Annotated in this window: 10 protein-coding genes (1 of these 10 running past the window's edge); 5 read left to right on the top strand and 5 right to left on the bottom strand. The window is 59.4% G+C overall.

Features of this window, described 5'->3' with window-relative positions; translation table 11 throughout:
* Positions 1-1,023 carry an ACR3 family arsenite efflux transporter gene (arsB, locus tag DM08_RS10215; protein WP_051938122.1) on the top strand — a complete coding sequence of 341 codons (1,023 nt, stop codon included), beginning with the start codon at positions 1-3 and terminating at the stop codon, positions 1,021-1,023.
* A gap of 3 nt (positions 1,024-1,026) precedes the next feature.
* Here arsB and DM08_RS12350 read toward each other — a convergent pair whose 3' ends face one another.
* Positions 1,027-1,917, bottom strand: a complete 891-nt coding sequence (locus DM08_RS12350) for an ankyrin repeat domain-containing protein (protein ID WP_161780285.1) — start codon at positions 1,915-1,917, stop codon at positions 1,027-1,029.
* Between the two features lie 361 nt (positions 1,918-2,278).
* Between DM08_RS12350 and DM08_RS12345 the strand changes: the two genes are divergently transcribed.
* Together DM08_RS12345 and DM08_RS10200 are read left to right on the top strand one after the other, a co-directional pair.
* The gene (locus tag DM08_RS12345; protein WP_051938116.1) at positions 2,279-5,473 is read left to right on the top strand and encodes a hybrid sensor histidine kinase/response regulator; all 3,195 of its coding nucleotides are present in this window, start codon (positions 2,279-2,281) and stop codon (positions 5,471-5,473) included.
* Positions 5,474-5,508: 35 nt separating this feature from the next.
* The gene (locus tag DM08_RS10200) at positions 5,509-7,191 is read left to right on the top strand and encodes a two-component system response regulator (protein WP_051938110.1); all 1,683 of its coding nucleotides are present in this window, start codon (positions 5,509-5,511) and stop codon (positions 7,189-7,191) included.
* Between the two features lie 2 nt (positions 7,192-7,193).
* Here the strand turns inward: DM08_RS10200 and DM08_RS10195 are convergent, their stop codons facing one another.
* Positions 7,194-9,080 carry an ATP-dependent DNA helicase gene (locus DM08_RS10195; RefSeq protein WP_237560271.1) on the bottom strand — a complete coding sequence of 629 codons (1,887 nt, stop codon included), beginning with the start codon at positions 9,078-9,080 and terminating at the stop codon, positions 7,194-7,196.
* Positions 9,081-9,299: 219 nt separating this feature from the next.
* On the opposite strand from DM08_RS10195, the gene DM08_RS10190 reads away from it, so the two are divergent.
* Complete coding sequence (locus DM08_RS10190) at positions 9,300-9,761, top strand: CZB domain-containing protein (RefSeq protein ID WP_035384565.1); 462 nt, start codon at positions 9,300-9,302, stop codon at positions 9,759-9,761.
* On the opposite strand, the gene rsgA is transcribed toward DM08_RS10190, so the two are convergent.
* Genes rsgA through DM08_RS10175 form a run of 3 tightly spaced genes read right to left on the bottom strand, consistent with a single transcriptional unit; the run spans position 9,762 to position 12,230 of the window.
* Positions 9,762-10,658 (bottom strand): ribosome small subunit-dependent GTPase A, encoded by an 897-nt coding sequence (rsgA, locus tag DM08_RS10185; RefSeq protein WP_035384564.1) that lies wholly within the window; start codon positions 10,656-10,658, stop codon positions 9,762-9,764.
* Between the two features lie 10 nt (positions 10,659-10,668).
* Positions 10,669-10,974 (bottom strand): c-type cytochrome, encoded by a 306-nt coding sequence (locus DM08_RS10180; protein WP_035384563.1) that lies wholly within the window; start codon positions 10,972-10,974, stop codon positions 10,669-10,671.
* Positions 10,971-12,230: a M48 family metallopeptidase gene (locus tag DM08_RS10175; protein WP_035384562.1), complete on the bottom strand. Its 1,260-nt coding sequence runs from the start codon at positions 12,228-12,230 to the stop codon at positions 10,971-10,973. The genes DM08_RS10180 and DM08_RS10175 overlap by 4 nt, the downstream gene beginning before the upstream one ends.
* A 73-nt stretch (positions 12,231-12,303) precedes the next feature.
* Between DM08_RS10175 and orn the strand changes: the two genes are divergently transcribed.
* Positions 12,304-12,668 carry the 5' portion of an oligoribonuclease gene (gene orn / locus DM08_RS10170; RefSeq protein WP_035384561.1) on the top strand. It continues 181 nt past the right edge of the window, so 365 of the gene's 546 nt are visible here — the first part of the coding sequence; its start codon is at positions 12,304-12,306; the stop codon falls past the right edge of the window.

The following is a 12,668-nucleotide window of genomic DNA, read 5'->3' as shown; positions in this document are numbered from 1 at the left end:
ATGAGCGGGTTCGAGCGTTATCTCACGCTGTGGGTGTTTCTCTGCATTCTCGTCGGAGTGGCGCTGGGGCAACTCTTCCCCGCGCCATTCCACTGGCTGGGCGGGCTGGCGGTGGCGCAGGTCAACCTTCCCGTCGGTCTGCTGATCTGGGTGATGATCGTGCCGATGTTGCTGCGCGTCGATTTCGGTGCGCTGCACGGGGTGCGTCGATACTGGCGCGGCATCAGCGTGACGCTGTTCATCAACTGGGCGGTGAAGCCGTTCTCGATGGCGCTGCTGGGCTGGCTGTTCATCCGCCATTTGTTCGCACCATATCTGCCTGCCGCACAGATCGACAGCTATATCGCCGGACTGGTACTACTCGCTGCTGCGCCCTGCACGGCGATGGTGTTCGTATGGAGCCGGTTGGTGAACGGTGAGCCGCTGTTCACCTTGAGCCAGGTCGCGCTCAACGATGCCGTCATGGTATTCGCCTTCGCGCCGCTGGTGGCGCTGTTGCTTGGTTTGTCATCCATCATCGTGCCGTGGCAGACGCTGCTGATCTCGGTGGGCTTGTACATCCTGCTGCCGGTGGCCATCGCCCAGCTCTGGCGCCGGGCGTTGCTGAAGCGAGGTCAAGTGGAGTTCGAGGCGATGCTGGCGCGGCTGGGGCCGCTCTCCATCTCCGCCCTGCTACTGACGCTGGTGCTGTTGTTTGCTTTTCAGGGGCAGGCCATCGTCGAACAGCCGCTGGTCATCCTGCTGCTGGCCGTGCCGATCACCCTGCAGGTGTATTTCACGTCTGGTCTGGCTTATTGGCTGAATCGCCGCCTCGGTGAGGTGCATTGCGTGGCCGGACCGTCGGCGCTGATCGGCGCATCCAATTTCTTCGAACTGGCCGTCGCTGCCGCCATCAGCCTGTTCGGTTTCGAATCAGGTGCTGCGCTGGCGACGGTGGTAGGCGTGCTGATCGAGGTGCCGGTGATGTTGTCGGTGGTGTATCTGGTGCAGCGCAGCCGAGGCTGGTACGAGGCGGTGCGCTGACCCTTACGACAAGGATTGCAGCATGGCGGCTATGTCGTGGTGGCCGTTCTTGTTTGCCAGCGACAGGGCGGTGCTGCCGTCCTTGAGTTTGGTCGAGGCCGTTGCGTGATGTTCCAGCAACAGTTTGACCACGTCCAGATGACCGTTCGCTGCAGCTTTGAGCAAGGCGGTCGCACCGTCCTGGCTGGATGCGTTCACCTCCGCGCCGCGATCAACCAACAAGATAGCCACGCCTAGATGGCCGCGCGCGGCGGCTTGCATCAGCGGTGTCCAGCCTGACTGGCTGCGGGCATCGATGGCGGCCTGTCCATCCAAGAGCAGCTTGACGGTGCGTGTCTGGCCGTTATAAGCCGCCCAGTGCAGGGCGGTGTAGCCTGACTTGTCTTGCGCCGCTGTGTTTGCTCCCGCTTCCAGCAGCATGCGCGTGACGAGATCGTGCCCATTGAACGCGGCCACGATCAGGGGTGTCCAGTGGCGCGCATCAGTAGAGTCCAGCTCATCCCTGGAGGTCTGCAGTAAATGGTGTGTCAACTCGACATCACCCGACTCTGCGGCATCCAGCAATGACTTGTTGCGGCTGAGCTGATGGTCGTTGAGTTCGATGGCGGACTTGCTGATCGGGGCATCGCTCTCCCACAGGTCGTTCTGAGGTGGGGTCGGTACGGCTTGTCTGGCGTGGATCAGGCTGAGATGAATGATCTCGGATGCAACATGCAAGGGAAAGCCTTGGCGGTCACCCCGTTCGTCTATCAACAGATCGTTGAAGTAGGCTTCGGCTTCAGGGGAATTCCACAGTTCGAGTATCTTGGCCAGAATGCGTGGGTAATTCTGTTCCAGTGTGTGAGGATAGAACTCATCGCGCCCATCCAGTAATTGCAAGATTTTCTCGTTCATGGTGTCGCCTTCGTGACAGGTGTTGCGTATTTGAATGTATCGCGCTGCAGAATGCAACATTTACCCTCAAGAATGTCGGCGTTGAACCGATTGTCGATAGGTGGGTGGTCTAGAACTGGGGGCAGAAAGTGGCCAGAGCAAAAGGGTAGTAATGGCTTTGGCCTGGACACACGCCATGAATTGCTGGTTAGGATGTTCCTGATGAGCGATGTCAGCCATTGGTTCGGCGGTAAAGGCCCGCTTTGGGTCGGACCAGGTTACGCATACTGGCACAACGAGTCTGGCAATCATCCGGGTGTAGGTACGCGCGCGTCTACGATCATGTTCAATGTGGAACCTATAGTATCCGATGGGGTAAGTCATGCAGAAGTTGGATGGTAAGTGGCATTGGTGGGCGGTCTGGCTGACAAGTGCACTGGCTTACTTGGTGCTGGGCAAGGTCTGTATAGGGCTTGGTACCATCGGCGGGACGGCTTCACCGTTCTGGCTGCCTGCGGGGCTAGTGATGGCGCTGTCATTGCGCTTGGGGTATGGAGCATTGCCCGGCATCTTCCTGGGCCAGTTCCTGCTGGGCTATTGCTTCATGCCTGGTGAGTTGTGGAAACATCTCATGATTGCCAGCGGCAATGTGCTCGAAGGTGCGACCGTTTGCTATCTGGCACCGCGCTGGATGCGCAGCCCCGACCTGTTCCGCTCGGTGCGCAACCTGTTCGCGTTCTTCGCAGCCTCGGCAGTAGGCAGCTTCCACAATGCCTTCATAGGTGTTCTGTCCTTGTGGCTGTCGGGTTTCATCCCACTCGCAGCATTCACCGATGTCATGCTCAACTGGAGTATAGGTGATCTTGGCGGAACCTTGATCGTGGCACCCCTGCTATTGAGTTTGTATAGGCCGGACTGGCAGGAGTGGCGCGCAGCGAGGCTGGTGGAGTTCGTGTTGTTATTCATAACCTCCTGTGGCCTGTCTTGGGGGGTGTTCAATGGTCTGTTCAGCTTGCCACAAGCACCGTTGGCCTTCTTGATGCTGCCTTTGCTGCTGTGGGGTTCGTTCCGGTTCGGGCCAGCCAGTTGCAGTTTGCTCAATGCCGCTATGATGGCGGTGGTGATTTGGGGGACAACGCACGGTCATGGGCCATTTGCGTCTGATTCTGCTACCGAATCACTTGTGCTGATCCAGTTGTTCACCTCAGTGCTGGTGGTGACTTCCCTGTTGGCATTGGTCGTCAATCGTGACCGTTTGCGTATGACCGAACAGCTTCGCCAGGAGGCGGCTCTGCTAGAAAGCAAAGTGGCTGAGCGCACTGAAGAGCTCAAGGCCGCCACATTGGCAGCCGAAGCGGCCAATCGTGCCAAGAGCGAGTTCCTTGCAAATATGAGCCACGAGATACGCACGCCGATGAATGCGGTCATCGGTTTGAGTCAGTTGCTGCTGGATACGGAGTTGAGCAGCAAACAGCGCGACTACATGAAAAAGATTCAGAATTCATCACAGGGCCTGCTCGGCATCATCAACGATATTCTCGACTATTCCCGTATCGAGGCTGGACGGCTGGAGATCGATCAGTCGCGGTTCGATCTGGATGAGTTGCTGGATGCGACGGCAAATCTGTTTTCGATGCGTGCCGAGGAAAAGGGCATCGAATTGGTGTTCGATGAATCCGGCGATCTGCCGACCGAGTACATAGGCGACTCGCTGAGATTGTCGCAGGTGCTGAATAACCTCGTGGGCAATGCACTCAAGTTCACTCAGCACGGCGAGGTTCAGGTGAGCGTAGAGGTCGAACCGGTCATGGGGCAGCAAGTGCGACTCAAGTTTGCTGTGCGGGATACCGGTATTGGCATGAATGAAGAGCAACGGGCGCGTTTGTTCCGGGCCTTCTCACAAGCGGATTCATCCATCACCCGGCAATACGGCGGCAGTGGTTTGGGGCTCACCATCAGCAAGCGTCTGGTCACCCTGATGGGGGGGGACATTAGCGTGACCAGCGAGGAAGGCAAGGGCAGCACATTTTGCTTCTCGGTATTGGTCGAGCAGGCCGAGATCCCCCCGCGCAGACGTATCCCGGAGGATTTCGCTGGCATGAAAGCGCTAGTGGTGGACGACTGTGCAGCCTCTCTGGTTTCTCTCAGTCACATCCTGGACTCATGGGGAGCGGTTGTTTCTGTGGCGCACAGTGCGGAAGAAGGTTTGTGCGCATTGAGGGACTCGGCCATTCCTTACGGATTGTTGCTGGTCGACTGGAAGATGCCCGGTATGGATGGTATCGAGATGACGCGTTGCATCAACCGGATGGTGGTCAAGGGCGAGATCAGTCATGCGCCGATTGTCATCATGGTGACAGCGCATGAGCATCAGGATGTCATCCAGCTTGCCCAAGAGGTGAAGATGGATGGGATATTGGATAAACCGGTGACACCATCGCGCTTGTTTGAGGCGGTGGTGGCAGCGCGCAGTATGGCGGCGATCAATCCTCTTGTGGAAAGACGGCAGAGCAACTCAGCGCTGCTTGCGGCGGCTGATTCGATCCGTGGCGCACATGTCTTGCTGGTCGAGGACAATCCAACCAATCAACTGGTCGCCTCCGGCTTTCTGGAGAAGCTGGGTTTGTCGCTGGAGATAGCCAATGACGGTCGGGAGGCCGTGCAAAAAATCATCGCTGGCGGACGTTTTGGCGCTGTGCTGATGGATCTGCAAATGCCGGTGATGGATGGTTTCGAGGCGACCCGACAAATTCGTGAGCACCTGCATGGTGAGCGCCTGCCTATCTTGGCGATGACGGCTGCTGCGATGACACATGACAAAGATGCAGCACTCGCTGCGGGTATGGATGACCACATCGCAAAGCCGATCGACTTTGCCAAGCTGGTATCGGTGCTGACGAAATGGATCTCCCCGATCCAGGCTGCGGAGCAGGGCGCGGGCGTTCACGATGACGGTGATGATGTGGATGCGCAGGATCGACCTTTTGACATCCCTCCCTTACACATTGCCGAAGCGGTCGAGTTGATTGGTGGCAATTGGGCATTGATGCGTGCTGTGCTCGCTAGTTTTTACGACGACTTCTCCGGTTCGGTAGAGAGTTTGCGCGAGTTGGTCGGTGCAGGAAAGTTCAACGAGGCTGAACGCATGGTGCATACCCTGAAGGGCTTGGCTGGCACCGTCGGTGCTCAGGAGTTGCAGCATGTCGGAAAAAAATTCGAGGCTGAACTTGGCGAGGGTGTGACCGTGACACATGCCGAGTTCGAAGCTGAGCTGACGCGGGTGCTGGACGCACTAGGTGACTTCTTGGAAGGTCGGAGCAAGGTGGCAGATGCACCTCAGGTGGCTGTGGCCCCCGCTCCGCTCGATCACGTGCTGCCGCAATTACAGGTGCTAGGCAATCTCTTCGATCAAAATCGCTTGAAAGCAAAACAAGTATCGGAGAATCTCGCCGGGCAATTGTCGGGAACGTCGCTGGCTGCCCCCTTCGGGGAGGTGGTTGCGTTGGCAAAGCAGTTGAAATTCCGCGAAGCGTCCGTCAAACTGAACGAGCTGTTGGAGCAAATAAACGGTAAGTGATTGTGGATATTTCGGTAAACAGGCGAGCTCAAATCTTGGTCGTAGATGACTTGCCGCTCAACGTCGAGATTTTGGGTGAGGCACTTGAACGCGATTACGACGTGTTTTTTGCCACCTCGGGCAGGGAAGCACTGGCTTTGGTCGAGTCAGCAGCGCCGGATCTGATTCTGCTGGATGTGATGATGCCGGACATCAATGGCTATGAAGTCTGCCGACTGCTGAAGGAAAATCCAGTTACGCGAGGGATCCCGGTGATCTTCGTCACATCCAAGACATCCAACCGGGATCAAGAACTGGGATTCCAGGTCGGTGCGGTCGACTACATCACCAAGCCGTTCAGCCTGCCCATCGTATGTGCCCGGGTCGCGATCCATGTCAATTTGAAGCGTGCCGAAGAGCGTTTGGTACATTTGGCCAACTATGATCTGTTGACGCACTTGCCGAATCGCTCACTGATGATCGACCGGTTGCAACAGGGCATGGCGCAAACATTGCGCAACAACAGCCTGTTGGCGGTCTGCTTCATGGATCTGGACGATTTCAAGCCGATCAATGATCGCTATGGCCATGATGTGGGAGATGACTTGCTGGTAGCGGTGTCCGCCCGGTTGCAGGATGCGGTGCGGGCGGGAGATACCGTCGCACGTATCGGCGGCGACGAGTTCGTCATTCTGCTTTCCAGCTTACGTGACCTGAACGAGGTCGAGCCGGCAGTGGATCGGATTTTGCAGGCGGTAGCCTTGCCGTTTAATGTGCAGAGCCTGGAGTTGACGGTGTCTGCGAGTATCGGCCTGACCATTTTCCCGCTGGACGAGGCCGATGGAGATGCGCTGCTGCGTCATGCCGATGCGGCAATGTACGAGGCCAAGCAGCGGGGGCGCAATCGTTTTCATCTCTACGACAACAAGCTCGACCATCAGATCCAGCAGCGTTACCGCGAGCAGGAGCGTGTCAAGGAAGCGCTGAACCACAATGAGTTCCGCCTGTACTACCAGCCTAAGGTCAGTCTGCGAACAGGTGAAGTCATTGGCATGGAGGCTCTGTTGCGCTGGCAACACCCCAAACGCGGGGTGGTCGGTCCTTACGATTTTTTGCCCTTGGTTGAGTCGACCGATCTGATCGTTGAGGTGGGTGAATGGGTGCTGGATCATGCACTTGAGCAGATACGGCAATGGCAGGTCGCGGGCTTCTGCATACCAGTCAGTGTCAACATCGCTGCCCGTCAGATGCAACAAACCGATTTCGTCGAACATGTGCGGGAGATACTGGCGCGGTATCCTGATGTGCCTGCGATCTCTATCGAGATGGAGATACTGGAGACGGCGGCGCTGGAGATCAGCCGGGGTGCCCAGATCATACGCAGCTCTGTAGAGAGCCTGGGTATCACCTTTGCGCTGGATGATTTTGGTACCGGTTATTCATCGTTGGCGTATCTCAAGAAGTTGCCAGTGAGCACGCTCAAGGTTGACCAAAGCTTTGTGCGTGACATGCTGCACGACAGTGAAGATCAAGCCATCATCGGCGGCATCATCCAGTTGGCCAAAGTATTTCGCCGCAAAGTGGTGGCGGAGGGTGTGGAGACTGCCGAACACGCGGCCAAGCTGCTCGAACTGGGCTGTGATTTCGCCCAGGGTTTTGGTATCGCTCGTCCTATGCCGGGTGAGCAGGTACTGGATTGGATCAAGGTTTGGCAGGCGGAACACGGCACGTCGGCCTGAGTTCATTCCGTTATCTTAAAGAACTCCACAGCTGTTGCCTCGTCGCGTGTGCGCCTGAACGGCGGCAGGCTTTGCCAGATGCGTTTGCCGTAGTGTTTGGAGATCAGGCGTCGGTCGCAGATCATCAGCACGCCGCGATCCGCTTCGTCGCGGATCAAGCGTCCGGCACCCTGTTTGAGATTGATCACTGTGCGCGGCAGCTGGTATTCCATGAAGGCGTTGCGGCCCTGTTTGTTCAGCTCGGCGATGCGTGCTGCCAGCACCGGGTCGTCCGGCGGGGCGAACGGCAGCTTGTCGATGATGACCAGCGACAGTGCCTCGCCGCGCACATCCACCCCTTCCCAGAACGACTGGCTGCCCAACAGTACGGCGTTGCCGTGCTCGCGGAAACGCCGCAGCAACTCGTTGCGCGAACCGTCGCCCTGCATCATCAGTGGGTATTTCAGGCTCTTGCGGTCGAATTCGGCGATCAGCACGTCGTAGGCGCGCTGCATGGCGCGCAGGCTGGTGAACAACAGGAACGCGCGGCCTTTGCTGGCCTCGATCAGCGGCAGGGCGGCCTGCACCACCGCATCGGTATAGCCTTCGCTGTTCGGCTCGGGCAGGTTCTGCGGCACGTAGAGCAGCGCTTGCTCGGGATAGTTGAACGGACTGTCCCAGCAGGCGGTGCGTGCGTCCAGCAGTCCCATCTCGGCCTGATAATGGCTGAAGTCCTGCTTTACCGCCAAGGTGGCTGAGGTGAAGATCCATGCGCGCGGATGGCCGTCGATCTGCTTGGCGAAGATCTCGGCGATGGACAGCGGCGTGGTGTTGAGCTGCATGGAATGGTGGAAGATCTCCAGCCAGCGCACTTTGTCGGGCACGTCGCCGTCGCGCCACTGCTTGAGTTGTTGCGCCAGTGCCTGGGCACGTTGCCAACAATGCTCCAGACCCTCGCTGCGTTCGGCCTGTTTTTCGAGCAGGCCGACCAGATGGTTGAGCTTCTCGTGTACCGTGTTCAGGGCGGGCGTGAACTCCTTGAAACTCTCGGTGGCGACAGCGGCCAGGCGACCTTCCTTCTTGAACACCAGGCGCAAGTCGCGGGAGGCCTTGTCCAGCGCATCGGCGGCCAGCGGCAAAGGCGCGAAATCCTTGGCCGAGGTCGCCGCCTCCAGCCGGGCATCACGTGCCAGATCCATCAATTGGGAGGTCGAAATGCTCTCGCCGAAGAACAGGCTGGCGGTCTCCGGCAGTTGGTGCGCTTCGTCGAAGATGACGGTATTGACGGCGGGCAGCAGCTCGGCCACGCCTTCGTCGCGCAGCATCACGTCGGCAAAGAACAGGTGATGGTTGACCACCACCACGTCGGCCTGCATCGCCTCCTTGCGCGCCTTGAGCACAAAACACTCTTCGTGGTTCGGGCATTCCTGCCCCAGACAGTTGTCACGGGTCGAAGTGACTTGCATCCACACCGGCGAGGTCTCCGGCACGTCGGCCAGCCCGCTCTTGTCGCCGCTCTGGCTGATCTTGGCGTATTGGGCGATCTTGCCCAGATGCTTGACGTCCTCGCGGGTGGCGAAGCGGCCATCGGACTGGGTGCGTGCCAGATGGTAATGGCAGACATAGTTGGAGCGGCCTTTGAGCAGTGCCACGGAGATCGGTGCCTTGAGCGCATCGCGCACCGTCGGCAAGTCTTTCTGGAACAACTGGTCTTGCAGGTTCTTGGTGCCGGTGGAGATGATGACCTTGCCGCCCGCCAGCAGTGCCGGAACCAAATAGGCGAAAGTCTTGCCCGTGCCGGTGCCCGCCTCGGCGATGAGCTGACCGTTGCTCTGGATGGCGGAAAGTATGGCTTGTGCCAGTTCGAGCTGTTGCGCGCGCGGCCTGAATCCGCTGATGCGCGTGGCCAAGGCGCCGTCCGGGTCAAACAGCTGGTGAAGTTTTTCGGATGAGATCAATTTTAGCGAGGCGCAATGACGGCAGCAGGGAGGCGAATTCTACGCGATAGCGCAGTCCTGTTAATCCGGTCATTACATTTGACCCCCTGATTTTTCGGACTTACACTGCGCCCGGCAGTGAAACCCGAGTGTGATGCTCGGCTGTGCGAGACAACTACATGGAGAGCGGTGATGCGTATCTTTGATTGGCTGAAGAAGCTGGGTGGTGGCGGTACGGCAAATGCGGACGAGCCGGGAGAGCTGGTGTTCGATGCCGGTAAGGAGGAGTTGGGCGGTCTCAACTTCAAGACTGCGATCGATGCCCACATGAAATGGAAGCTGCGCTTGTCCGCAGTGATCGACGGGACCAGTACCGAAACGCTGGATCCAGACGTGATCGGTCGCGACGATCAGTGCGTGCTGGGCAAATGGATCCATGGCGAAGGAGGGAGGCGCTACGAGGACAGCATGCTGTTCGAGAAACTGCGCGACGATCACGCCACGTTCCATCGCTGCGCGGCGAACGTATTGCGTGAGGCACTGACTGGCGACAAGGAGCAGGCTCGCGTCATGCTGACCACCGGCGACTACTCGCGCGCATCCATGCACGTCACCAGCGCGCTGGCCAAGCTCTACGCCCGCTATATGTCCTGATTACTTCTGCGCGCCGCTGATGCTCTGAAACAGCTGCATCCGGCGCGCATCTATCTTTCCTTCCTTGGCCGCTTCGGTCAGCGCACAACCCGGCTCGGTCTGGTGGCGGCAGTTGTAAAAGCGACACTGGCCGCGATACGGCGAGAATTCGACGAATCCGGCAGCGATGGCGGCGGCATCCAGATGATGCAGGCCGAACGCCTGTACGCCGGGGCAGTCGATTAGCGTGCTGTATTCGTCCAGTCGGTAGAGTTTGGCGTGGGTGGTGGTGTGCTTGCCGGAATCCAGCGCCGTCGAGATCTCGCGGGTGGCGGCTTGGGCATCCGGCAGCAGCGCGTTGATGAGAGTCGATTTGCCCATACCGGACTGGCCAACCAGCACGCTCTGCTGGCCGTGCAGCAGCGGGCGCAACGGCTCGGCGTTGTCGCGGGCAGTGAGTTCCAGCACGCGGTAGCCGATGGCGCGGTAGGGCTCCAGGCGGGCGCGGGCGGCGACCGCAGGCTCGGTCAGATCGCACTTGTTGAGTACGATCAGCACGTCGAGGTCTTGGTCTTCGGCAGCGATCAGGCAGCGCGCCAGCAGCTCGTCGCTGAACGAAGGCTCGCTGGCGACGACGACGACGATCTGCGTGACGTTGGCGGCGATCAGCTTTTCCTTGAAGGCATCGGAGCGGTGTAGCAGGCTGGTGCGCGGCAGGATGCGGTCGATCACACCTTGCGAGCTGATGGACTGGTCGGTACTGGCGGCCGCTGTGCGCTGTAGCTCGACGCGGTCGCCGCACACCGCCTCACTCTTCTTGCCGCGCGTCACGCAGGCGATGGCTTCACCATCCGGTAGTTTGACCAGATACTGACGACCGAAGGCGGCGACGATCTGGCCGATGAGGGGCTGGGTCAACGGAGCTGGCTCACTTGAAGTTGTAATAGCGATTGAGGTAAGCGCCGAGGTGCTGTTTCTCGTCTGCCGACAGCGTGATGCCGGCAGCGGCGGAGCAGGCATCCATCTGGCTCAGCATCTGTTGCGGCGTGCCGACCTTGCGGTTGGGGCGGGTGAAGATGGCGCTGCCGTCGCCGCCCAGCATGGCGACGTGGCAGCTGGAGCATTTGTTCTTGTCGAACAGTTTCTTGCCGGTGTCGGCGTTGCCGTTGGGGAAGGGATTGGCGGTCGCGGTGCCAGCCAGTGCCATGAACATCAAGGCGGTGAGCAGCTTCATATCGAGTCTCCTTGTAAGGTTTGCAGATGGGCGATGCGTGCCAGCGCGGGCGGGTGCGAATCGTAGAACGTGGAGTAGACCGGGTCGGGGGTCAGCGTGGCGGCGTTGTCCTGATACAGCTTGACCAGCGCGTTGCTCAGGTCGCGGGCATCGGTCTGTGCTGCAGCGTAAGCGTCGGCCTGGAATTCGTGACGGCGCGAGAACGCCGAGGACAGCGGCTGCAGCAGGAAGCCGAACATCGGCATCACCATGAAGAACAGTTGCAGTGCCAGTGCGGTGGACGGAGTGGTGATGCCCAACCCGGCATAGAACCACTCCGCGTGCATGAGTTGCGCAAGTATCCACAGGAAGGCCAGGCTGAGTGCGAACGTCAGCACGATGCGCTGGACGATGTGGCGGCGCTTGAAGTGGCCGAGCTCGTGCGCCAGCACTGCTTCGATCTCGGTCGGCGACAGGCGTTGCAGCAAGGTGTCAAAGAACACGATGCGCTTGGTCTTGCCGAAGCCGGTGAAATAGGCGTTGCCGTGCGAGCTGCGGCGCGAGCCATCCATCACGAACAGGCCGCTGCTGGTGAAGCCGCACTTGGTCAGTAGCGCCTCGATGCGGGAGCGTAAGGCATCATCTTGCAGGGGCTGGAACTTGTTGAACAGCGGCGCGATGTAGCTGGGGTAGATGAACAGGATCAGCAGATTGAAGGTCACCCAGACACCCCACACGTACAGCCACCAGTGCTCGCCCATGCGTCCCATCAGCCAGAGCACGCCGTAGAGCAGCGGCAAGCCGAGCACGGCACCGACCAGCATGCCCTTGATCGCATCGACCAGATACAAACCGAACGTCATCTTGTTGAAGCCGAAGCGGGCTTCGACGACGAAGGTGCGGTACAGGCCGAACGGCATCTCCAGCAGGGCGGTCAGCAGCATCACGGAAACGATGATGGCTACGCCCAGCACGATGGGCGAGTCGATCCGGGCGTGCCAGAAGTCGGCGACGAGCTGGATGCCGCCGCCGAGGGTGAACGCGACCAGCATCAGCGCATCGAAGCCGGTGGCGTACAGCGCAAGTCGCGTTTTGGCGGCGGTGTAGTCGGCGGCCTTTTGGTGAGCGTCCAGCGCGATGCGATCCTGAAAGGCGGCAGGCACTGTGTCGCGGTTGCGGCTGACATGACTCAGATGACGGCGCGCCAGCCATAATTTTGCGCCGGTGGTGAGCAGCAGCGTGGCAACGAACAGCAGCGAGAATTGGGATGCGGTCATGGAATTCCTGTGGTCGCGGCGGCGGGGCTTGTGCCACAATACGCGCCGAATCTATTACTCAGGGCTGCGGATTATGGCACAGAATCAGAACCACCTAATATGGCTGGACATGGAAATGACCGGCCTCTCTCCGGACAGCGATCGCATCATCGAGATCGCCATGGTCATCACCGATGCCAACCTGGAAACGGTGGCCGAAGCGCCGGTGCTGGTGGTGCATCAGCCCGACGCGATCCTCGATGGCATGGACAACTGGAACAAATCCACCCACGGCAAATCCGGCCTGATCGACAAGGTCAAGGCCTCCGCGCTGGACGAGGCGGCGGTCGAGACCCAGATGCTGGCCTTCCTGCAAGAATACGTCCCGGCACGCACCTCGCCGATGTGCGGCAACTCGATCTGCCAGGACCGTCGCTTCATGGCCCGCTGGATGCCCAA

It is taken from the genome of Ferriphaselus sp. R-1, from assembly GCF_000746095.1.
Lineage (GTDB): Bacteria > Pseudomonadota > Gammaproteobacteria > Burkholderiales > Gallionellaceae > Ferriphaselus.
Note: the sequence above shows the minus strand (reverse complement) of the source record. Positions and strands in the feature narration are given on the sequence as shown.